The sequence below is a fragment of the Bradyrhizobium macuxiense genome (assembly GCF_001542415.1).
Taxonomy (GTDB): domain Bacteria; phylum Pseudomonadota; class Alphaproteobacteria; order Rhizobiales; family Xanthobacteraceae; genus Bradyrhizobium; species Bradyrhizobium macuxiense.
This window is the reverse complement of the sequence record NZ_LNCU01000120.1, coordinates 62,596-83,120: the sequence shown is the minus strand read 5'-3', so window position 1 is coordinate 83,120 and position 20,525 is coordinate 62,596. Positions and strand designations below refer to the sequence as shown.

Genomic DNA, 20,525 nt, shown 5'->3' with positions numbered 1-20,525 from the left:
GGTCCCGGCCTGCGCCGGGACGACGGTGGAGATTGACACGTTACAAAATAAACCGGCTCAGATCCGCGTTCTTGGCGAGGTCGCCGACGTGCCGGGTGACATAGTCCGCGTCGACCTGAATGGTCTCGCCGTGGCGGTCGGGCGCGGTGAAGGAGATCTCGTCCAGCACCCGCTCCATCACGGTTTGCAGCCGCCGCGCGCCGATATTCTCGACCGTCGAGTTGACCGCGACCGCGACGTCGGCCAACGCGTCGATCGCGCCGTCGGTGACATCGAGCGTCACGCCCTCGGTCTTCATCAGCGCGACATACTGCTTGATCAGCGATGCCTCGGGCTCGGTCAGGATGCGGCGCATGTCGTCGCGGGTGAGCGCCTGCAGCTCGACGCGGATCGGCAGGCGGCCCTGCAGCTCCGGCAGCAGATCCGACGGCTTGGCGATATGGAACGCGCCGGAGGCGATGAACAGGATGTGATCCGTCTTGACCGCGCCGTGCTTGGTCGAAACCGTGGTGCCTTCGATCAGCGGCAGCAAATCGCGCTGCACGCCTTCGCGGGAGACATCACCGCCCTGGCGGTTCTCGCGCACGCAGATCTTGTCGATCTCGTCGAGGAAGACGATGCCGTTGTTCTCGACGACGCTGATCGATTCCTGCACCAGCTGGTCGGTGTCGAGCAGCTTGTCGGATTCCTCGTTGACCAGGATCTCGTGCGAGCCTTCCACCGTCAGGCGGCGCGTCTTGCTGCGTCCGCCCATCTTGCCGAAGATGTCGCCGAGCGAGATCGCGCCCATTTGGGCGCCCGGCATGCCGGGAATCTCGAACATCGGCATGCCGCTGCCGGACGACTGGGTCTCGATCTCGATTTCCTTATCGTTGAGCTCGCCGGCGCGCAGCTTCTTGCGGAACGATTCGCGCGTTCCGGCGCTGGCGGCCGGCCCCACCAGCGCATCCAGCACGCGCTCCTCGGCGGCGAGCTGGGCACGGGCGTGGACGTCCTTGCGCTTGCGCTCGCGGGTTTGCGCGATCGCAACCTCGACGAGGTCGCGGACGATCTGCTCGACATCGCGGCCGACATAGCCGACCTCGGTGAACTTGGTGGCTTCGACCTTCAGGAACGGTGCGCCCGCGAGCTTGGCGAGCCGCCGCGCGATCTCGGTCTTGCCGACGCCGGTCGGCCCGATCATCAGGATGTTCTTGGGCAGAACCTCCTCGCGCAGGGAACCGGCGAGCTGCAGCCGACGCCAACGGTTGCGCAGCGCGATCGATACCGCGCGTTTGGCATCGGCCTGGCCGACGATGAAGCGATCAAGTTCAGAAACAATTTCACGGGGGGAGAAGTCGGTCATTGGCTCTAGCTAGGTTGAAAGAACTCTGTCGGCAAGCACTGTTCCGGACCTGCGACCTCGACGTCATCTGTCGTGGATCATCAGCAGCGCCGGCCCGTCAGGCGTGTCAACTACATGCGTCTTGCGGAAACCCGCCTTTTCGTAGGCACGCACCGCGCGCGCGTTGGTTGGATCGGGGTCGGTCACCATCCGCGGCACGCCCTGCGCCAGACGCTCCTCGACAAAGCTGCGGATCAGCGCGGCGCCGTGGCCGCGCGCGATCATGCCGGCTTCGCCGATGAAGAGATCGATGCCGCGCGTGCCCTGCGGCTGCGCGCCGAAGCCGGAATTCCACGCCGTCGGGTCGTAGCACTGGATGTAACCCAAATCGCCGTCCTCGGCCGACACGATGAACTGGTCCATGGCCGGCTCCTCGAGGTCGCCGGCGACGAGAGCGTACTGCTCGGCCGGATCGCCCCACCACTCCCGGACATGCGGCAATCCGAGCCACTGCTTGATCCGCGGCAGGTCGGCCGATGTCATCGGGCGGAAGCGGTACGGACCGGCCATGCTCAGCCGCCCACGGATTCGATCGTCACGTTCCGGTTGGTGTAGACACAGATGTCGGCAGCAATATCGAGCGCACGACGGACGATGGTCTCGGCGTCCTTGTCGGTGTCGACAAGCGCGCGTGCCGCGGCGAGCGCATAATTTCCGCCCGAGCCGATCGCCATGACCCCAGCCTCGGGCTCCAGCACGTCGCCGGTGCCGGTGAGCACCAGGGTGACGTCCTTGTCGGCCACGATCATCATGGCCTCGAGGCGCCGCAGATAGCGGTCGGTGCGCCAGTCCTTGGCGAGCTCGACGGCTGCCCGGGTCAGCTGGCCCGGATATTGTTCCAATTTGCTCTCAAGCCGCTCGAACAGGGTGAAAGCGTCGGCGGTGGCGCCGGCAAAGCCGCCGATCACATCGCCCTTGCCGATCCGGCGGACCTTCTTGGCGTTGGCCTTGATCACGGTCTGGCCGATCGAGACCTGCCCATCGCCGCCGATCACCACCTTGCCGCCCTTGCGGACCGTGCAAATCGTGGTGCCATGCCAGACCGGCAACTCATTTTGGGATGCTTGCATAGATTACCTCTCTCGGTGGCAGATTTAGGCGGTCGGACAGGGGGTTACAATCGGGCGATTTAGCGCGTTTTCGAGCGAAGCCTGTCCCGGACTTGATCCGGGATGGGAACCGGTTCGCGTGAAGAAAACGCGCCAGAGGGGACGGGCAAGAAATTCCGGTCACCATGGCCCGAAGTCGGGGCATTTCGGCGTCATCCCGCAGTAGCGAAGGTGACATCCGCCTGTTAAAAGACCGGCGTTTTCGACACGGGAAAGCTCATTTTCATGCGCACGGCAACCATCAAGCGCAAGACCAAGGAGACCGACATCGAGGTGACGGTCAACCTCGACGGAACGGGCATATCCACGGTTTCGACCGGGATCGGCTTCTTCGACCATATGCTCGATCTCCTCGCCCGGCATTCGCGCATCGACATTACGGTCAAGGCGGATGGCGATCTCCATGTCGATTACCACCACACCACCGAAGACGTCGGGATCGCGCTCGGGCAGGCCGTGAAGCAGGCGCTCGGCGACATGGCCGGCATCACCCGCTATGCCTCGATCCACATGCCGATGGACGAGACGCTGTCCCGCGTCGTGATCGACGTGTCCGGCCGCCCGATGCTGGTGTTCCGGACCGAATTCCCGCGCGACAAGATCGGCGAGTTCGATACCGAGCTGGTGCGCGAGTGGTTCAACGCGTTCGCGATGAACGCCGGCGTGACTCTCCACGTCGAGACCCTATATGGCGAGAACAGCCATCACATCGCCGAATCCTGTTTCAAGGGTTTGGCCCGGGCGCTGCGTACGGCGGTTGCGATCGATCCGCGGACTGCGGGCGAAGTGCCCTCGACGAAAGGTCAGCTCGGCGGCTGACCCAAGGAGCAAGATGCTCCAAGACAGAGAGTCTATCCTCGGCGGAGTTTCCGATGCCGGTCTACACAGTGCATGCCCCCGTGGCTGATGGCGTCGATCTTGCGGCGACCGACAAGTTCACCTTCGTGCGCGACGGCTTCCATTTCTGGGCCGCCGTTGCGGGCGTGATCTGGCTTGCCTGGCATCGGCTCTGGCTGGCGCTGATCGGTTGGCTTCTGGTCACCACTGTCATTGATTTCGGGCTGGCCAAGCTCGGCGTCGGCCGCGGCGCGATCTCTCTGGTCGACCTGGTGCTGATGCTGCTGCTTGGATTCGAGGCCGCCAACCTGCAACGCTGGACGCTGTCGCGGGGCAAATGGCGCCAGCTCGATATCGTCGTGGCCGATAGCGCGGAGGCCGCCGAGCGGCGCTTCTTCGATCGCTGGACGGCGCGGCATGGTGGTGCCGTCAACGACCAATGGTCGGTCGATCGCGGCGGACCGCCTCCGACCCGGAATGTTCCGGGTCAACCGTTCTCGAAGGCGCCGCCGCTGCCGCAAGGCGGCATTATCGGATTGTTTCCAGAGCCAGGAGGATCGCGATGACCGTTGCAATCATCGATTACGGCTCCGGCAATCTGCATTCCGCGGCGAAAGCATTCGAGCGCGCCGCCCGCAGCATGGATGATCCGGAAGCAATCAAGGTGACGCGCGATCCCGACGCGGTGTATCGCGCCGATCGCATCGTGCTGCCCGGTGTCGGCGCCTTTGCCGATTGCCGCCGTGGCGTCGATGCGGTCGACGGCATGTTGGAGGCGCTCACCGAGGCGGTGCGGGTCAAGGCGCGGCCGTTCTTCGGCATCTGCGTCGGCATGCAGCTGATGGCGACGCGCGGCAAGGAGCATGTCACGACCGAGGGTTTTGACTGGATCGCCGGCGACGTCGTGAAGATCGAGCCGCGCGACGAGAACCTCAAGGTCCCGCACATGGGCTGGAACACGCTCGACCTCGTCCGCGAGCACCCGGTGCTGGAGCGGCTGCCGCTCGGCCCGAAGGGCCGTCACGCCTATTTCGTGCACTCCTACCACCTCGCCCCCGCCAACGAGGCGGACGTGCTGGCGCGTGCCGAGTATGGCGGGCCGGTTACCGCGATCGTAGGCAAGGACACCGCTGTTGGCACCCAGTTTCACCCCGAGAAGAGCCAGCGCTTCGGCCTCGCCCTGATCTCGAATTTCTTGAAGTGGAAGCCGTGATTCTCTTTCCTGCGGTTGATCTGAAGAACGGCCAGTGCGTGCGCCTGGAGCAGGGCGACATGGCACGCGCCACGGTATTCAATCTCGATCCGGCGGCGCAGGCCCGCGCTTTCGCCGCGCAGGGATTCGAATATCTGCACGTCGTCGATCTCGATGGCGCCTTTGCCGGCAAGCCGATGAATGCGCATGCGGTGGAGGCGATGCTCAAGGCCGTCACCATGCCGGTGCAGCTCGGCGGCGGCATCCGGGACTTCAAGACGATCGAGGCCTGGCTCGACAAGGGCATCACGCGCGTGATCATCGGTACTGCGGCGGTACGTGATCCCGATCTGGTGAAAAACGCAGCGAAGAAATTTCCCGGGCGCGTGGCCGTCGGCCTCGATGCGCGCGACGGCAAGGTCGCGGTCGAAGGCTGGGCGGAGACGTCGCACGTGACGGCGCTCGAGATCGCGCAGCGTTTCGAGGATGCCGGCGTCGCCGCGATCATCTTCACCGACATCTCCCGTGACGGCCTGCTCAAGGGGCTCAACCTCGATGCCACGATCGCGCTCGCCGATCGCATTTCCATTCCGGTGATCGCCTCAGGGGGCTTTGCCTCGATCGACGACGTCAAGGCGCTGCTGGAGCCGCGTGCCGGCAAGCTCGCCGGCGCCATCGTCGGCCGTGCGCTCTACGACGGACGGCTCGATCCCGCCGCCGCGCTCACGCTGATCAAGAACGCTCGGACCGCGGCCTAGGAGAAAAATATGTTCAAGGTTCGCGTGATCCCCTGTCTCGACGTGAAGGACGGGCGCGTGGTCAAGGGCGTCAATTTCGTCGATCTGCGCGACGCCGGCGATCCGGTGGAAGCCGCGATCGCCTATGATGCCGCCGGCGCCGATGAACTCACTTTTCTCGACATCACCGCGACCCATGAAAACCGCGGTATCATGCTCGACGTGGTGCGGCGGACTGCGGAAGCCTGCTTCATGCCTCTGACGGTCGGTGGCGGCGTGCGCACCGTCGACGACATCAAGACGCTGCTGCGGTCAGGCGCCGACAAGGTCTCGATCAATTCGGCGGCCGTCAGCCGTCGTGAGTTCGTGAAGGAAGCGGCCGAGAAGTTCGGCGAGCAGTGCATCGTCGTTGCGATCGACGCCAAGCGGGTCAAGCGCGCCGGTGGGTCTGATCGTTGGGAGATCTTCACCCATGGTGGACGTAATGCCACCGGGATCGACGCCATCGAATATGCCCAGGAAGTGGTCGCGCTCGGCGCCGGCGAGATCCTGCTGACGTCAATGGACCGGGACGGCACGCGGCAGGGCTTTGACCTGCCGATCACCCGCGCGATCGCCGACAGTGTTTCGGTACCGGTCATCGCGTCCGGCGGCGTTGGCAACCTCGATCACCTCGTCGACGGCGTCCGCGAGGGTCACGCCACCGGCGTGCTCGCCGCGTCGATATTCCACTTCGGCGAATTTACCATCCGCCAAGCCAAGGATCACATGGTGCGCGCCGGGCTGCCGATGCGTCTCGATCCCTAGGACTCCTTGTCACAAAAATGCTAAGTCTCCATTTAGGGAGACGGCACTGGGACAGTGCCAGTGCTCACGGTTGAGTTGAGTCGATGTCGCATTTCACGGTCCACGATCTGGCTGCCACCATCGATGCCCGCGCTGCAACGGGCGGTGAGGCGTCCTATACCCGCAAGCTGCTCGACAAGGGTGCGGAGCATTGCGCCAAGAAGCTGGGTGAGGAAGCGATCGAGACTGTGATCGCCGCGGTCGAGAATGATCGCGATCACCTCATCTCCGAAAGCGCTGATCTGGTTTTTCACCTGCTGGTTCTGCTGAAATCGCGTGGCGTGAAATTGGAGGACGTCGAGGCGGCGCTGGAGAAGCGCACGTCGATGTCCGGATTGGAAGAGAAGGCGTCGCGCAAGCGCGACTGATCAAGGGGACGGTCTCATGGACATCCGGGCACCAGATCAGCAGTACAATCCCTATCGCGTCTTCACGCGCGCGCAGTGGTCGCATCTGCGCGACGACACGCCGATGACGCTGGAGCCGGGCGAGTTCGATCGCCTGCGGTCTATGCACGACCGCTTGGACTTGCAGGAGGTCGAGGACATCTATCTGCCGCTGTCGCGGTTGCTCTCGATCTATGTCGATGCCACGCAGCGGCTGTATTATTCGCAGCGCCAGTTCCTCGCCATCCGCGATCGCAAGATGCCTTACATCATCGGTGTCGCCGGTTCGGTCGCTGTCGGCAAGTCGACCACCGCGCGCGTGCTGCAGGCGTTGTTGGCCCGCTGGTCACCGCGGCCGAAGGTCGACCTGATCACGACGGACGGCTTCCTGTACCCAAACGCCGTGCTCGAGCGGCAGGGGATCATGCAGAAGAAGGGTTTTCCGGAAAGCTACGATCTGCCGACGCTGCTGTCGTTCCTCAGCGACATCAAGGCGGGGCGGCGTCGCGTGCGCGCGCCGGTTTATTCGCATCTGACCTACGACATCGTGCCGAACAAGTGGGTCGAGATCGACCAGCCCGACATCCTGATCGTCGAGGGCGTCAATGTGCTGCAGACCGGAAGGCTGCCACGTGACGGCAAGGCGGTGCCTTTCGTGTCTGACTTCTTCGATTTCTCGGTTTATATCGATGCCGATGAATCGGCGCTGCGGCAGTGGTACATCACGCGCTTCCTGGCGCTGCGCGACACCGCGTTCACCGATCCCAGGTCCTACTTCCACCGCTATGCGCCGTTGTCCGACGAGGAGGCGACCGCGACTGCGATCGCGATCTGGGAGCGCACCAACCTCGCCAATCTCGAGGACAACATCCTGCCGACACGACCGCGCGCGACTTTGATCCTGAAGAAGGGCGCCGATCACGTCGTGCAATCGGTCGCGCTGCGCCGGCTGTGAGCATGGCTCGCCCAAACTAACCACATCACCGATGTCGTCCCCGCCTATTGCGCACGGGAGCGGGGACCCAACCACAGGCGCCCGTCATCTACAGGGCTGTGGCCGCAGCACGTCGCAAAATCATACTCGGTGGTTATAGGTCCCTGCTTCCGCAGGGACGACAGCGGAGAATTTGGAGTCTACGCCGCGAGATGCCGTGACGCGGCCAGCCCCGCCAGCGCTTCTTCCAGCTTCTCGTGATCGAGCGGCTTGACCAGGAAGCCATCCATGCCGGCCTCGAAGCAGGCATAGCGATCCTCCACCAGCGTGTTGGCGGTCAGCGCCAGGATCGGCGTCCGGCGTCCCGGCTGGTCCGCCTCATGCGCGCGGATGCGCTTGGTGGCTTCGATGCCGTTGAGAAGCGGCATCTGGATGTCCATCAGCACGAGATCGTAGGGCGTGCCGGCGGATTTCGCCGACAGCCAGGATTCCATCGCCTGCTCGCCATTGGTGGTGATGACAGCGTTGTGGCCGAGCCGGCCGAGCAGCGAGCGCATCAACAGCGCATTGATCTCGTTGTCCTCGGCGACCAGGATCGAGAGCCGCTTGTCAGACGCGGTGGCCGGAACTGCTGCGGGCGCGGGCTCGGCGAGCGCCTCGATCGCGAGGCTGGGTGCCGCGATTTCGGGTGCCGCGGTCAGGCGCGCGGCGAGTGACGACGCGCGCAACGGCTTGACCAGATATCGGGTGAAGGTGGGCGTCGAGGAGGCCAACAGCTCCTGCCGCGTCGTCGGCGTGAACATCACGATTCGATGTGTCGCATGGGTGCGTGCGGCGCTGGCAAGCGCTTCCATCGCTGACGTACCGAACGCGTGGTCGATCAGGATCGCGTGCCAGCTTCGCTCCGGCAACAGCGCCTCGGCCACTTCGGCATCCGACACGATGCAGGTCTGCGCACCCCAGCGCTGCAGCCGCCGCGAGATCAGCGAGACCTCGATGCTCTGCGGCGCGACCAGCATGATCGACTGGCTGGAGAGGTCAGGTGCGGTGAAGGCGTTGGCCTCACCGGTCTCGGCGGCGGCGAGCGGGATCGACACCTCGAATGTCGAGCCGGCGCCGGGCGTGCTCGCGAGCGCGATCCGCCCGCCCATGCGCTTGACGATGCGATCGCTGATCGAGAGGCCGAGGCCGGTGCCGCCATAGCTGCGCGCTATGCGCTCGTCGGCCTGCTCGAACTCGCGGAAAATTCGTTGCTGTGCTTCCGGTGCGATGCCGATCCCGGTGTCGCGGACCAGGAAGCTGGTTTCGTGCGGCAAGAGACCGGGCTCGACGATCAGCGCTACTCCGCCATTCCCGGTGAACTTGATGGCGTTGCCGGCGAGATTGAGCAGCACCTGCCGCAGTCGCGCCGCGTCGCCGATCACCCGCAACGGCAAGCGCTCGTCGACATAGGCCGCGATCTCGATGCCTTTGCCCTGCGCACGCGGCGCCAGCAACTCGGTGATGTCCTCGATCAGGCCGGAGAGCGCGAACGGCCGGTGCTCGAGATCGATCTTGCCGGCCTCGATCTTGGAATAGTCGAGTAGCTCCTCGATCAGCGCGAGGAGCGCATCGCCCGATGTCTTGACCGCCTTGACGTAGTTGGCCTGTTCCGGCGTCAGCGACGTGTCCATCAACAATCCGCTCATGCCGATGATGCCGTTCAGCGGCGTGCGGATCTCGTGGCTCGCCATCGCCAGGAATCGCGACTTGGCGCGGTTGGCGGCATCGGCCTGATCGCGCGCTTCAGCCAGCACGCGTTCGCTCTCGGTGCGATCGGTGACGTCGCGGCCGACGCTCTGCATCTCGGCCGGTCCGCCGGCGTCGTTGCGGACGAGGCCCTCGCGCCAGGCGATCCAGCGCGGACCGAGCGGCCCCTCGATCCTCTGGTCATAGACGCGGGTGCCGTTGGCTTCGAGCGCGGTGTCGCCCTGTTCGAGCACCTTCAGGGTGGCGGTGCTGCCGATCAGGTCATCGCGCGGAACCTGCGCCAGTTCGCAATAGGCGTCGTTGGCGTAGGTGATGCGGCCTTCGGGGTCGCGTAGTGCGATCAGGTCGCCTTGGGCTTCGAACAGATGGCTGACCCGCTGCGCGGCCTCCTGCAGTTCCCAGTTGCGGTCGGCCATCGCTTCGTTGTGCGTGGCGATCATACGCAGCTTCTTGCGCATGAGCCGCAGCCGGATGCCCAGCGTGACGATCCAGAGGCAGGCGAGCGCAAACAGGAAGCTGACGCCGATCGCGAAAAGATTCGGGTCGTAGCCGCTCTTTTCAGAGAGGGTGCCCGTGATGAATCCGAACGCGCCGCCGAACGCGGCGGAAAAGATCATGAAGGAGCGGACGATGAATGCGATCCAGGAATGACGCCGCAGGAAACGACGAAGGCGCAACTTGATCCTGTAGAAACGCCCCATCAATGGTGGCCCTGAGATAGCTTGATCCGTTGAGGACGATGCGTCGGCGACCTTGCAAAGTGCTTGAAGCTGACGACCGTTTCATGCCGCCCTGAGAACGGGGTTAGCGAAACGTTAATTCCGGCATGCTCGGGCTACGAAGCGCCGCGCCAGGCTAGAGCGACGCGGCTTCGAGGCGACTTTGTCCGCGACGGGCGCTGACGATCAGGGCAGCCGCCTCGCGTGCGGAGAATGTTTTCGACTGCACGAAGACGCGGTAGTCGGACGGGCCGTCATGGGAGAGATAGATGACCGGATCGGTCGTCGACGGGTCGCTGGAAATCGCGATCAGCTGCGGCACGGCGTTGCTCTCGCAGGCGCCGGTCTCGCTGTCGTCGACGTCGTCGATCACGGTGAAGTCGGCGGCGTCGGCGCTGTCGGTGACCTGGACCCGGACAGTGGCAAGGCGGGGATCGTCGGTGAAGCTGACATGAAGCGGAGCGAACCAGGGGATCGAGGCGATCTGCAGAGCCGCATCGCCGACCTCGATACAAGGCCGGGGCCCCGGCAGGAACTCGCCGCGGGCAAACACCGCGGCGACGGCAAGGGGGACCACCGAGGCCAGAATCTTGAAACGCAACATGACGCTACTCGCTCGACCCGAGCTACCCACAGATCGCGGGGCTTATGGTTTGCGGAGCGTAAACAAAACTCGTTACCATCGCGTTGACGCTGCGCGATCTCCGGCACGAAACGGGACAGGGTTTCGGTTTTGACTGACTTCAGAACCGAAACTCTCGATTTTCCTGTGACGCGTTTTTCTTTACGCGAACCGGTGTTCACGTCGCTGGAAAACGCCCTCATCAGGCGGCGCGGCGAAGATCGTCGGCGAGCGCACGATAGGACAGCGCTTCGGCGAGATGCAGCCTGCCGATCGTCTCGGCACCGTCGAGATCGGCGAGCGTGCGCGCCACGCGTAACACCCGGTGATAGCCGCGTGCGGTGAGATGCATGGTGTCGGCCGCCTCGCGCAGCAGCTTCTGCCCGTGTGCATCAGGCTGCGCGATGGTGTCGAGCAGTGAGCTCGGGGCTTCCGCGTTGGTGCGGACATGCGGCAAGCCGGCCGCCGCATAGCGCGCGAGCTGAATGTCGCGCGCGGCTGCGACGCGGGCTGCGACCTCGGCCGATCCCTCCGACGGCGGCGGCAGGATCAGGTCCGCCGCGGTCACGGCTGGCACCTCGATCCGCAGGTCGATCCGATCCATCAGCGGACCGGAGATCCGCATCTGGTAGTCCGCGGTGCAGCGGTCGAGCCGGCCGCGCTTGCAGGAATAGCCGGGCTCATAGGCATGGCCGCAACGGCAGGGGTTCATCGCCGCAACCAGCATGAAGCGCGCCGGGTAGGTGACACGATGATTGGCTCTGCTCACCGAGACCTCGCCGTTCTCGATCGGCTGGCGCAGCGAATCCAGCACGCGCGGATCGAACTCCGGCAACTCGTCGAGGAACAGCACGCCCTGATGGGCGAGCGAGATCTCGCCGGGCTTGGCGCGCATGCCGCCGCCCGTCAGCGCGGCCATGCTGGCGGAATGATGCGGACTGCGGAACGGCCGCTGTGCGGTCAGCGCGCCGTCGCGGATCTCGCCAGCAACCGAGGCGATCATCGAGACCTCGAGCAATTCCGATGGCGACAGCGGCGGCAGGATCGAGGGCAGCCGCGCCGCCAGCATCGACTTGCCGGCGCCGGGCGAGCCGATCATCAGCAGATGATGTCCGCCGGCTGCGGCGATCTCGAGCGCGCGCTTGGCGCTCTCCTGGCCCTTGATGTCGCGCAGGTCGAGGAGCGCCTCCTCGCGCTCATGCACCTTCGGTGAGGGGCGTGACAGGACCTGCGTGCCCTTGAAGTGGTTGGCGATCTGGATCAGCGAATGCGCCGCGATGATCTGGATGTCCGGGCTGGCCCATGCGGCCTCCGAACCGCAGGCCGCCGGGCAGATCAGGCCCTCGTCGCGTGAATTGGCGCCGATCGCGGCGGGCAGCACGCCTGCGACCGGCGCGATCGAACCATCGAGCCCGAGTTCGCCAAGCACGGTGAAGCCGTTCAGCGCGTCCGGTGGGATTGCCCCGATTGCAGCCATCAGCCCGAGCGCGATCGGCAGGTCGTAGTGACTGCCTTCCTTGGGCAGGTCGGCCGGCGCGAGATTGACGGTGATCCGGCGTGCCGGCAACGCCAGGCCTGAGGCGATCAGCGCCGAGCGCACCCGCTCGCGTGCCTCCGACACTGCCTTGTCCGGCAGGCCGACGATCGCAAAGGCCGGCAGGCCGGGTGCGACCTGCACCTGCACGTCGACTGCACGAGCCTCGATCCCCTCGAAAGCAACGGTAGAAACGCGCTGGACCATGCTGCCCCTGTCTTCCGCAATCGAGGGTAGCGGAACCTGGCGCTGAGTGCAAGAACATTACGGGAACATCTGCGGCGCCCCTCTGCCGGCGCCCGGTGCCAATTCGTCGCAGGCGACGGGATCATTCGGGAGCGACAGCCGCCGCCCCCGAAGGCACCTTCGATAGGCTGGTTACAACAGCATCTGCGTCGGCTCCGGATAGTACCGGAAGCCGTCCCCGGCCTTGGCCACGTGGCCATAGCCGGGGCAAGCGAAGTGATAGGACATCACCGGCGTCTTGTTCGCCGCCAGCATCTCCAGAAGCCTCACGCGCGATTGCGCGGCCTGCTTCGGATCGGTGTCGTAGGAGAACTCCAGCAGCGGCTTCTCGAGCAGGAGCACCGCATGATGCGAGAGGTCGCCGAGGAAGGCGAAGGATTTGCCGCCCGAGCTCACCATGAAGATGGTGTGGCCCACGGTGTGGCCGGGCGAGAATGCAACCAGGCTATGCGCCGCATAAGGGAAGCTTATTTCGCGGCCCGCCTGGCCTCGATGGTATCCCAGATCTTCGCGGCGATATCCGTGCCGTTGAGCCGCTGGATCGCACGGATGCCGGTCGGGGACGTGACGTTGATCTCGGTGAGGCTGCCGTCGATCACGTCGATGCCGACGAACAGCAGCCCATGCTTGCGCAGCGCAGGCCCGAGCGTGGTGCAGATTTCGCGTTCGCGGTCCGAGAGCTCGGTCGCCTTGGCGGCACCGCCGCGCACCATGTTGGAGCGCAGATCGTCCGCTGCCGGCACGCGGTTGACGGCACCCGCGAATTCGCCGTCGACCAAGATGATGCGCTTGTCGCCATGCTTCACCTCGGGGAGGAAGCGCTGGATCACCCACGGCTCCTTGAAGGTGACCGAGAACATGTCGAACAGCGAGCCGAAATTCATGTCCTGCGGCATCACGCGGAACACCGCGGCGCCGCCATGGCCGTGCAGCGGTTTCATGACGACGGGGCCGTGCTGGTCGCGGAATGCGTTGATCTCGTCGAGGTCACGCGAGATCAGGGTCGGCGGCATCAGCTGCGGGAAATTCATCACGAACAGCTTCTCCGGTGCGTTGCGCACGGCGGCCGGGTCGTTGACGACCAGGGTCTTCGGATGGATGCGTTCGAGCAGATGGGTCGAGGTGATGTAGGCGAGGTCGAAGGGCGGGTCTTGCCGCAGCAGTACGACGTCGAAGGCGTTCAGCGGCTCGCGCTTCGGCTCGCCCAGCGTGAAGTGGTTGTCGACCTCGTCGCGCACGGTGAGAAGCTGCAGCGGCGCCACCAGCTCGTCGCCGCGCAGCGACAGCTTGTCCGGCGTGTAATAGGAAATGCCGTGGCCGCGCTTCTGCGCCTCGAGCAGCAGCGCAAAGGTGGAATCGCCGCGGATGTTGATGCGCGCGATGGGATCCATCTGGACGGCGACGTTCAATTTCATGGGGCGTGTTCCGCGAGGGCTGGAGGAAATTCTACGGGCTTGCGTCGAATGCAGCTAACAGATGGCGCGGCAAGCTCCTCGGCGCAATCAGGACGGCATCGAATCTGAGATCAAATTCCGCATGTTCGGGATGCGCCATGAGCCAGGCCTGGGCGGCATTGATGACGCGCTGCTGCTGGCGCGGCGTCACTGCATAGGCGGCCTCATCGAGGCTGGCGCGGGCCTTGACCTCGACAAAGACGAGCAGGTCGCGCCGGCGCGCCACAAGGTCGATCTCGCCATAGGGGGTGCGGAAGCGCTTGGCGAGGATGCGATAGCCCTTGGCCATCAGATAGGCGGCAGCGCGGCTTTCGGCCGATATGCCGGTGCGGAATGCCGCGACGCGTTCGGGGGAGGCGCTCTCAGTCTTCGCCATCGTCGCCCCTGGTCGTCTTGGCCAGTTCGAGGGCGCGGGCATAGACCTCGCGGCGCGGCCGTCCCGACAGTTCGACGGCATGGGCCACGGCGTCCTTGACGCTGCCTTGCGCGAGCTGCCCGCGCAGCAGCTCGTCCAGTGCGTCCTCGTCCATCACCCCGGCATCGTCGGGTGGCGGTCCGACCACCAGCACGAACTCGCCGCGGGTTTCCAGCGTGTCCGCGGCCGCGGCAAGGTCGGCGACGGACGCGCGCTTGATGTCCTCATGCAGCTTGGTGAGCTCGCGGCAAATCGCGGCGTCGCGCCCGGCCATGATCGCGGCGAGGTCTTGCAATGTCTCCTGCACACGATTGCCGGATTCGAACATCACCAGCGTCGAATCGATCCTGGCGAGCTCGTTGAGCCGCGTCCGGCGGGCGTGCTCCTTCGCCGGCAGGAATCCCTCGAAGAAGAAGCGGTCGGTCGGCAGCGCCGCGACCGACAGGGCGGTCAGCACCGACGACGGGCCGGGGACCGCGATCACCCGATGCCCGGCGGCGGAGACCTCGCGCACCAGCTTGAAGCCGGGATCGGAGATCAACGGCGTGCCGGCATCCGAGACCAGCGCGATCGAGGCGCCCTGCGCCAGCTGCGCCAGGATTCTTGGCCGCGCCTGCGCGGCATTGTGCTCGTGATAGGGTTGCAGTTCGGCCGCGATCGCGTAACGCTCGGTCAGGCGGCGCGTAATCCTTGTGTCCTCGCAGGCGATGATGTCGACACCCGCAAGCGTTTCCAGCGCGCGCAGGGTGATATCGGCGAGATTGCCGATCGGGGTCGCGACAAGATGCAGTCCCGGAGCCGCCTTGGGGGCTGCCAGTATCTGGCCACCGATGGAAAAGGTTCTGTCGGAAGAACCCGTTGTGGTCTCAGAGCCGTACAGGGAACCAGCTTTTGCGCGCATAACGACAATCTAGAGGGACGGCAGTGCTTGCGCTACACCGGCCAAGGCGTTGGCTAAGCGCCGCCGAACCAGGAAACGGAAGCCCCCGCAACGGCGCGGGGAGGCCATAATCCTTTTGTTTTAGTTAACTATTCGCCGACAATATGCCTGAATCCACCGGCCTCATCAGGCTGGATGGAGTCCTGGCCGATGATGGTCGGTCAAGAGAAGAGAGACGATGGCAGGCCCGCATAACCGCAAGTCCCCGCCGTCGGGCACGACCCGGCGGACCGCGCTTGGCCTTATCATGGGCGCGCCGCTGCTGTCGGCCTGCTCGGGCGTGCAGCAAACTCTCAACCAGTATTCCACCCCGGAGGCCGGGCCTTCCGCTGGGCCGCAGCAACAGCCGCAGGCGATTGGGACGGGGCAGGTCAAGGTTGGGCTGATTCTGCCGCTGTCGGCGTCCGGCAATGCCGGGGTTGCCGCGCAATCGATGCGGAACGCCGCCGAGATGGCGTTGGCGGAGTTTCAGAATCCGAACATCCAGCTGCTGATCAAGGATGATGCCGGCAGCCCCCAAGGCGCGTCGCAGGGAACCCAGCAGGCGCTGTCCGAAGGGGCCGAGATCATTCTGGGGCCGCTGTTTGCGGGCTCGGTGCCGGCCGCCGCGCAACTGACGCGCCCACGCGGCACCTCCATGATCGCGTTCTCGACAGATTCGAGCGTCGCCGGGCGCGGCGTCTATCTTCTGAGCTTCCTGCCGGAGTCCGACATCAATCGCATCGTCGACTACGCGTCCGGCATCGGAAAGCACTCCTTTGCGGCGATGGTGCCTGAGAATGCCTACGGCAACGTGGTCGAGGCCGCGTTCAAGCAGGCGGTGAGCCGCAAGAACGGCCGCGTCGTCGCATTCGAGAAATACGGCGCGGATCGCGCGACGCCGGCGCGGAACGTGGCGCAGGCACTCGGCCAGGCTGATGCGCTTCTGATTGCCGATGACGGCGATTCGGTTGTCGCCACCGCTGATGCACTGACCGCGGCGGGCGCTAATCTGCGCAACATCCAGCTGCTCGGCACCGGGCTGTGGGACAATCCGCGCGTGTCAGCGAGTCCGGTTTTGCAGGGCGGCCTCTATGCCGCGCCCGATCCGGCCGGTTTCCGCAGCTTCGCCGGCCGCTACCGCACCAAGTTCGGCGGTGAGCCGGTGCGCACCGCAACCCTTGCCTATGATGCCGTCGCGCTGGTCGCGGCGCTGGCGCGCACGCAGGGCGCGCAGCGCTTTGCGCCGGAGACGTTGACCAATCCGTCAGGCTTTGCTGGCATCGACGGCCTGTTCCGCTTCCGCTCAGACGGAACCAACGAACGCGGCCTCGCCGTCATGAAGGTGGCGTCGGGCGGCAGCACGGCGGTTGCCGGCTCGCCGAAGAGCTTTGGCGCCTAAAGCGCGCTGAGATCACATTGAATCGTCATCGCGCTTTAGCTTGTTATTTGAGCATGATCTTTTCGGAAAACCGCTTCACACTTTTCCGGATCATGCTCTAAGCCGCGAGGTCCGCAACGACGGCGTCGAGCACAGGGAAGCCCGACTTCGTCACCCGCAGCCGTCCGTCGGCACCGACCGCGATCGCGCCCTCCTCGCGCAGCATGGCGATCCGATGGGGATCGAGCCGGCGACCCGACAGCGCCGCGTAGCGTTTGGGATCGATGCCCTCAACGAGCCGCAGTCCCATCAGCAGGAATTCGTCGGCGCGCTCTTCGCTGTTGAGGCTATCGTCAGTGACGACGCCGTGCCCGCGTTCCTCGACGTTCAGCAGCCATGCCTCGGGGCGCCGCTCGGTCGCGGTCGCGTGCCTGACGCCATCGATGTCGAGGCGGCCGTGCGCGCCGGGGCCGATGCCGGCATATTCCTCGCCGCGCCAGTAGACGAGATTGTGCTTGCATTCGGCGCCGGCGCGCGCGTGGTTGGAGATCTCGTAGGCCGGCAATCCCTCGCGCGCACAGACCTCCTGCGTCACGTCGTAGAGCGCGCGTGCGGTCGCTTCATCCGGTGTCTTCAGCTTGCCGGCGGCGTGCAGCCCGAAGAACGGCGTGCCTTCCTCGATCGTGAGCTGATAGAGCGACAAATGCTCGGCCGCTTCCGAGATCGCCTGCTTCAATTCGCTGGCCCACATCTCCGGCGTCTGGTCGGGACGGGCGTAGATCAGGTCGAAGGAATAGCGGTCGAAGGCGCTGCGCGCGATCGCGACCGCATCGAGCGCCTCGCGCGCCGTGTGCAGGCGGCCGAGCGCCTTCAGCGATGCATCGTCCAGCGCCTGCACGCCGAGCGAGACGCGGTTGACGCCGGCGGCGCGATAGCATCGGAAGCGTGTCGCCTCGACGCTGGTCGGATTCGCCTCGAGCGTGACCTCGACGTCGCGCGCCACCGACCAGTGCTTGCCGATCGCGTCGAGCACTGCGCCGACGGTCTGCGGCTGCATCAGCGAAGGCGTCCCGCCGCCGAGGAAGATCGAGGAGACTTCACGTCCGGGCACGCGCGCGGCGGTCGTCTCGATCTCGCGGGCGAATGCGCGCACGAAGCGTTCCTCGTCGACGGGCGCATGCCGCACATGGCTGTTGAAATCGCAATACGGGCACTTCGACAGGCAGAACGGCCAGTGCACGTAGACGCCGAAGGCCTCTCGTTCAGCGTGGCTCAAGGCAGATCTCCGCGAGCTTCACGAAGGCGCGTGCGCGATGCGACAGGCCAAGCCCGAGCGGCGGCAGGCCGTGCTTCTCGATGCTCGTCATCTCGCCGAAGGTCCGCGCATGTCCGTCAGGCAGGAAGGCCGGATCATAGCCGAATCCGGCGGTGCCGCGCGGCGGCCAGACCAGGGTTCCATCGGCGCGGGCCTCGACCTCCTCGAGGTGATCGTCCGGCCAGGCCACGCACAGCGCGGAGACGAAATGCGCACTTCGCCGGTCCGGCGTGGTGGCGCCGCGCTCCTGCAGCAGGCGTTCGATGCGCGTCATCGCCGCCATGAAGTCCTTGCCCTCGCCGGCCCAGCGCGCCGAATAGATGCCGGGTGCGCCGTCAAGCGCATCGACCGCGAGGCCGGAATCGTCGGCAAAGGCCGGCAGTCCTGTTGCCTTGGACGCAGCGATCGCCTTGATCGCCGCATTGGCGCGAAAATTGTCGCCGGTCTCCTCGGGCTCGGCGAGACCGAGCTCACCGGCCGACACCGCCTCGACACCGTACGGCGCCAGCAGTTCCCGCATCTCGGCGAGCTTGCCGGGATTGTGGGTCGCGATCACGAGCCTTCCGGTGATTCGGCGGTGCATGACCAATGTGTCTACGCCACCGCGATCTTTTGCAAGTCGACCAGACGCGCGACACCTTTGCGCGCCAGCGCCATCAGTGCCAAAAATTCGTCTTGCGAGAACGGCGTCTTCTCGGCGGTGCCCTGTACCTCGATGATGCGACCGTCGCCGGTCATGACGAAATTGGCGTCGGTCTCGGCCTCGGAATCCTCGGCATAGTCGAGATCGAGCACCGGCGTGCCCTGGTAGATGCCGCAGGAGATCGCCGCGACATTGTCGCGCAAGACGTTGGCCTTCAGCATGTTGCGGGTCTTCATCCAGTTGAGGCAGTCGGCAAGCGCCACCCAGGCTCCGGTGATCGAGGCGGTGCGGGTGCCGCCATCGGCCTGGATCACGTCGCAATCGACGGTGATCTGGCGTTCGCCCAATGCTTCGAGATCGATAGCGGCGCGCAGCGAGCGGCCGATCAGCCGCTGGATTTCGACGGTGCGGCCGCCCTGCTTGCCGGCGGAGGCCTCGCGGCGGGTGCGTTCCAGGGTGGCGCGCGGCAGCATGCCGTATTCGGCGGTGACCCAGCCGCGGCCCTGGCCCTTCAGCCAGGGGGGCAGCCGCTCTTCAAGCGTGGCGGTCACCAGCACATGGGTGTCGCCGAACTTCACCATGCAGGAACCCTCGGCATATTTGACGACACCGCGTTCCAGCGACACGGGACGCAGTTCATCGGGCGCACGGCGGCTTGGCCGCATGGAGTCCTCCAAAAATCCGAGAAAGAAGTGGCTAGAGCGCGATGACTTATCGTCGATCGTCTTCGCGTTCTATCTTTTTGTTTGAGCACGATCTTTCGGAAAACCGGCTTCCATTTTCCGCTAACGCGGGCGTATCGGTCCGGATCACGCTCACCGTGCTTGTAGGATCGGGAACGGGCAGCGGCAAGGGTTTTCGGCCCGGTGTATGCGCCTGGTCCGCCTCCCATTTCCCGGGCCGAATGCATGCTTGTCACCGGCCTCCCGGATCGACAGATTAGGGAAATGTGAGGGAGTAGAGTGTGGCTCACCACGATCCGATTAGCCTGATTGCGCCGCATGCCGGGTTGGCCCAGCTCAACGAACGGTCGCGCGACATTTTTCGTCAAATCGTCGAAAGTTATCTGGCGACCGGCGAGCCGGTGGGCTCGCGCAACATTTCGCGCCTGATCGCCTTGCCGCTGTCGCCGGCCTCCGTACGCAACGTGATGTCGGACCTCGAGCAGCTCGGCCTGATCTATGCGCCGCATACCTCGGCCGGGCGGCTGCCCACCGAACTCGGCTTGCGCTTCTTCGTCGATGCCCTGATGCAGATCGGCGATCTCACCGAGGACGAGCGGCAGTCGATCCAGACCCAACTCGCCGCGGTCGGCCGCGCGCAAACGGTCGAGGCCGCACTCAGCGAGGCGCTGACCCGGCTGTCGGGCCTGACCCGCGCCGCGGCGGTGGTGCTGACGCCGAAGTCGAATGCGCGGCTGAAGCACATCGAGTTCGTGCGGCTGGAACCGGAGAGGGCGCTGGTCGTGCTGGTCGGCGAAGACGGCCAGGTCGAAAACCGGGTGCTGGCGCTGCCGCCGGGCGTTCCGTCTTCGGCGCTGATCGAAGCGACCAACTTCCTCAATGCGCGGATCCGTGGCCGGACGCTGGCCGAAGCCCGCCTCGAGCTCGAGACCGCATTGGCGCAGAACCGCGCGGAACTCGATCAGCTCACGCAAAAGGTGGTCGCGGCCGGCATCGCGAGCTGGTCCGGCGGCGAGAACGAGGATCGGCAGCTGATCGTGCGCGGCCACGCCAATCTGCTGGAGGATCTGCATGCGCTCGACGATCTCGAGCGCATCAAGTCGTTGTTCGACGACCTCGAAACCAAGCGCGGTGTGATCGATTTGCTCGGTCGCGCGGAGCGCGGTGAGGGGGTGCGGATTTTCATCGGCTCGGAGAACAAGCTGTTCTCGCTGTCGGGTTCCTCGACCATCATTGCGCCCTATGGCGACGCGCAGGGGCGGATCGTCGGTGTCCTCGGCGTGATCGGCCCGACGCGGCTGAATTATGCCAGGGTGATCCCGACGGTCGATTACGCCGCGCGCATCGTCAGCAAGATCCTGGGCGGCTGACCGGAGGACATAAGGGCGCTTGATTTTCGGAGCCCAAAGCACGATATCCG

Annotated in this window: 21 protein-coding genes and 1 pseudogene; 9 read left to right on the top strand and 13 right to left on the bottom strand. The window is 65.3% G+C overall.

All coding sequences use genetic code 11. The annotated features are described in order from the left end of the window. Window positions 1-40: 40 nt before the first annotated feature. The 3 genes from hslU to hslV form a co-directional block, all read right to left on the bottom strand. Window positions 41-1,345, bottom strand: coding sequence for an ATP-dependent protease ATPase subunit HslU (hslU, locus tag AS156_RS37185; RefSeq protein WP_066514932.1), 1,305 nt, complete (start codon window positions 1,343-1,345; stop codon window positions 41-43). Window positions 1,346-1,408: 63 nt separating this feature from the next. Next, window positions 1,409-1,894 (bottom strand): GNAT family N-acetyltransferase, encoded by a 486-nt coding sequence (locus AS156_RS37180; RefSeq protein ID WP_066514931.1) that lies wholly within the window; start codon window positions 1,892-1,894, stop codon window positions 1,409-1,411. A gap of 2 nt (window positions 1,895-1,896) precedes the next feature. Then, window positions 1,897-2,454 (bottom strand): ATP-dependent protease subunit HslV, encoded by a 558-nt coding sequence (hslV, locus tag AS156_RS37175; protein WP_066514929.1) that lies wholly within the window; start codon window positions 2,452-2,454, stop codon window positions 1,897-1,899. 264 nt (window positions 2,455-2,718) lie between these two features. Between hslV and hisB the strand changes: the two genes are divergently transcribed. The 7 genes from hisB to coaA all read left to right on the top strand — a co-directional run bounded on the left by hisB (window position 2,719) and on the right by coaA (window position 7,446). Then, a complete protein-coding gene (gene hisB, locus AS156_RS37170) occupies window positions 2,719-3,312 on the top strand; it encodes an imidazoleglycerol-phosphate dehydratase HisB (protein ID WP_066514926.1) in 594 nt (197 codons plus the stop codon). 53 nt (window positions 3,313-3,365) lie between these two features. Continuing rightward, a complete protein-coding gene (locus AS156_RS37165) occupies window positions 3,366-3,896 on the top strand; it encodes a DUF2628 domain-containing protein (protein ID WP_066514923.1) in 531 nt (176 codons plus the stop codon). Beyond that, complete coding sequence (gene hisH, locus AS156_RS37160) at window positions 3,893-4,543, top strand: imidazole glycerol phosphate synthase subunit HisH (protein WP_066514921.1); 651 nt, start codon at window positions 3,893-3,895, stop codon at window positions 4,541-4,543. The genes AS156_RS37165 and hisH overlap by 4 nt, the downstream gene beginning before the upstream one ends. After that, window positions 4,540-5,280, top strand: coding sequence for a 1-(5-phosphoribosyl)-5-[(5-phosphoribosylamino)methylideneamino]imidazole-4-carboxamide isomerase (hisA, locus tag AS156_RS37155; RefSeq protein ID WP_066515195.1), 741 nt, complete (start codon window positions 4,540-4,542; stop codon window positions 5,278-5,280). The genes hisH and hisA overlap by 4 nt, the downstream gene beginning before the upstream one ends. Window positions 5,281-5,289: 9 nt before the next feature. Continuing rightward, the gene (hisF, locus tag AS156_RS37150; RefSeq protein WP_066514920.1) at window positions 5,290-6,066 is read left to right on the top strand and encodes an imidazole glycerol phosphate synthase subunit HisF; all 777 of its coding nucleotides are present in this window, start codon (window positions 5,290-5,292) and stop codon (window positions 6,064-6,066) included. 83 nt (window positions 6,067-6,149) lie between these two features. Then, on the top strand, window positions 6,150-6,473 hold the full coding sequence (locus AS156_RS37145; RefSeq protein WP_066514918.1) for a phosphoribosyl-ATP diphosphatase: 324 nt from the start codon (window positions 6,150-6,152) through the stop codon (window positions 6,471-6,473). A gap of 16 nt (window positions 6,474-6,489) precedes the next feature. Continuing rightward, window positions 6,490-7,446: a type I pantothenate kinase gene (gene coaA, locus AS156_RS37140; protein ID WP_066514916.1), complete on the top strand. Its 957-nt coding sequence runs from the start codon at window positions 6,490-6,492 to the stop codon at window positions 7,444-7,446. Between the two features lie 179 nt (window positions 7,447-7,625). Here coaA and AS156_RS37135 read toward each other — a convergent pair whose 3' ends face one another. The 7 genes and pseudogenes from AS156_RS37135 to rsmI form a co-directional block, all read right to left on the bottom strand. Continuing rightward, window positions 7,626-9,875, bottom strand: a complete 2,250-nt coding sequence (locus AS156_RS37135; RefSeq protein ID WP_066514915.1) for a PAS domain-containing hybrid sensor histidine kinase/response regulator — start codon at window positions 9,873-9,875, stop codon at window positions 7,626-7,628. Window positions 9,876-10,029: 154 nt separating this feature from the next. Further along, window positions 10,030-10,497, bottom strand: a complete 468-nt coding sequence (locus tag AS156_RS37130; RefSeq protein ID WP_066514908.1) for a hypothetical protein — start codon at window positions 10,495-10,497, stop codon at window positions 10,030-10,032. Between the two features lie 220 nt (window positions 10,498-10,717). Next, entirely contained in the window at window positions 10,718-12,256 is a 1,539-nt protein-coding gene (locus tag AS156_RS37125) for a YifB family Mg chelatase-like AAA ATPase (protein WP_066514905.1), read from the bottom strand. Window positions 12,257-12,427: 171 nt separating this feature from the next. Next, window positions 12,428-12,727: pseudogene (locus AS156_RS37120) on the bottom strand (MBL fold metallo-hydrolase); the annotation flags it as partial. A 35-nt stretch (window positions 12,728-12,762) separates the two neighbouring features. Continuing rightward, the gene (gshB, locus tag AS156_RS37115; RefSeq protein WP_066514900.1) at window positions 12,763-13,710 is read right to left on the bottom strand and encodes a glutathione synthase; all 948 of its coding nucleotides are present in this window, start codon (window positions 13,708-13,710) and stop codon (window positions 12,763-12,765) included. 31 nt (window positions 13,711-13,741) lie between these two features. After that, window positions 13,742-14,125 carry a YraN family protein gene (locus tag AS156_RS37110; RefSeq protein ID WP_066514899.1) on the bottom strand — a complete coding sequence of 128 codons (384 nt, stop codon included), beginning with the start codon at window positions 14,123-14,125 and terminating at the stop codon, window positions 13,742-13,744. Then, a complete protein-coding gene (rsmI, locus tag AS156_RS37105; RefSeq protein WP_066514898.1) occupies window positions 14,112-15,065 on the bottom strand; it encodes a 16S rRNA (cytidine(1402)-2'-O)-methyltransferase in 954 nt (317 codons plus the stop codon). Before rsmI ends, AS156_RS37110 begins: the two co-directional genes overlap by 14 nt. Before the next feature lie 217 nt (window positions 15,066-15,282). Between rsmI and AS156_RS37100 the strand changes: the two genes are divergently transcribed. Next, a complete protein-coding gene (locus AS156_RS37100; protein WP_066514897.1) occupies window positions 15,283-16,485 on the top strand; it encodes a penicillin-binding protein activator in 1,203 nt (400 codons plus the stop codon). A 97-nt stretch (window positions 16,486-16,582) separates the two neighbouring features. On the opposite strand, the gene hemW is transcribed toward AS156_RS37100, so the two are convergent. The 3 genes from hemW to rph are packed head-to-tail and all read right to left on the bottom strand — an operon-like array spanning window position 16,583 to window position 19,087. Then, complete coding sequence (hemW, locus tag AS156_RS37095; RefSeq protein WP_066514891.1) at window positions 16,583-17,740, bottom strand: radical SAM family heme chaperone HemW; 1,158 nt, start codon at window positions 17,738-17,740, stop codon at window positions 16,583-16,585. Continuing rightward, window positions 17,727-18,362 carry an RdgB/HAM1 family non-canonical purine NTP pyrophosphatase gene (gene rdgB, locus AS156_RS37090; protein WP_066514888.1) on the bottom strand — a complete coding sequence of 212 codons (636 nt, stop codon included), beginning with the start codon at window positions 18,360-18,362 and terminating at the stop codon, window positions 17,727-17,729. The genes hemW and rdgB overlap by 14 nt, the downstream gene beginning before the upstream one ends. A gap of 11 nt (window positions 18,363-18,373) precedes the next feature. Next, the gene (rph, locus tag AS156_RS37085) at window positions 18,374-19,087 is read right to left on the bottom strand and encodes a ribonuclease PH (protein WP_066514887.1); all 714 of its coding nucleotides are present in this window, start codon (window positions 19,085-19,087) and stop codon (window positions 18,374-18,376) included. A 299-nt stretch (window positions 19,088-19,386) separates the two neighbouring features. On the opposite strand from rph, the gene hrcA reads away from it, so the two are divergent. Further along, window positions 19,387-20,475, top strand: coding sequence for a heat-inducible transcriptional repressor HrcA (hrcA, locus tag AS156_RS37080; protein WP_066514885.1), 1,089 nt, complete (start codon window positions 19,387-19,389; stop codon window positions 20,473-20,475). The last annotated feature ends 50 nt before the right edge of the window (window positions 20,476-20,525 follow it).

Bases quoted from the DNA above. Each gene is read 5' to 3' on its own strand.
- hslU (WP_066514932.1), bottom strand. From the start codon at position 1,345: ATGACCGACTTCTCCCCCCGTGAAATTGTTTCTGAACTTGATCGCTTC.
- AS156_RS37180 (WP_066514931.1), bottom strand. From the start codon at position 1,894: ATGGCCGGTCCGTACCGCTTCCGCCCGATGACATCGGCCGACCTGCCG.
- hslV (WP_066514929.1), bottom strand. From the start codon at position 2,454: ATGCAAGCATCCCAAAATGAGTTGCCGGTCTGGCATGGCACCACGATT.
- hisB (WP_066514926.1), top strand. From the start codon at position 2,719: ATGCGCACGGCAACCATCAAGCGCAAGACCAAGGAGACCGACATCGAG.
- AS156_RS37165 (WP_066514923.1), top strand. From the start codon at position 3,366: ATGCCGGTCTACACAGTGCATGCCCCCGTGGCTGATGGCGTCGATCTT.
- hisH (WP_066514921.1), top strand. From the start codon at position 3,893: ATGACCGTTGCAATCATCGATTACGGCTCCGGCAATCTGCATTCCGCG.
- hisF (WP_066514920.1), top strand. From the start codon at position 5,290: ATGTTCAAGGTTCGCGTGATCCCCTGTCTCGACGTGAAGGACGGGCGC.
- AS156_RS37145 (WP_066514918.1), top strand. From the start codon at position 6,150: ATGTCGCATTTCACGGTCCACGATCTGGCTGCCACCATCGATGCCCGC.
- coaA (WP_066514916.1), top strand. From the start codon at position 6,490: ATGGACATCCGGGCACCAGATCAGCAGTACAATCCCTATCGCGTCTTC.
- AS156_RS37135 (WP_066514915.1), bottom strand. From the start codon at position 9,875: ATGGGGCGTTTCTACAGGATCAAGTTGCGCCTTCGTCGTTTCCTGCGG.
- AS156_RS37130 (WP_066514908.1), bottom strand. From the start codon at position 10,497: ATGTTGCGTTTCAAGATTCTGGCCTCGGTGGTCCCCCTTGCCGTCGCC.
- AS156_RS37125 (WP_066514905.1), bottom strand. From the start codon at position 12,256: ATGGTCCAGCGCGTTTCTACCGTTGCTTTCGAGGGGATCGAGGCTCGT.
- gshB (WP_066514900.1), bottom strand. From the start codon at position 13,710: ATGAAATTGAACGTCGCCGTCCAGATGGATCCCATCGCGCGCATCAAC.
- AS156_RS37110 (WP_066514899.1), bottom strand. From the start codon at position 14,125: ATGGCGAAGACTGAGAGCGCCTCCCCCGAACGCGTCGCGGCATTCCGC.
- rsmI (WP_066514898.1), bottom strand. From the start codon at position 15,065: ATGCGCGCAAAAGCTGGTTCCCTGTACGGCTCTGAGACCACAACGGGT.
- AS156_RS37100 (WP_066514897.1), top strand. From the start codon at position 15,283: ATGGCAGGCCCGCATAACCGCAAGTCCCCGCCGTCGGGCACGACCCGG.
- rdgB (WP_066514888.1), bottom strand. From the start codon at position 18,362: ATGCACCGCCGAATCACCGGAAGGCTCGTGATCGCGACCCACAATCCC.
- rph (WP_066514887.1), bottom strand. From the start codon at position 19,087: ATGCGGCCAAGCCGCCGTGCGCCCGATGAACTGCGTCCCGTGTCGCTG.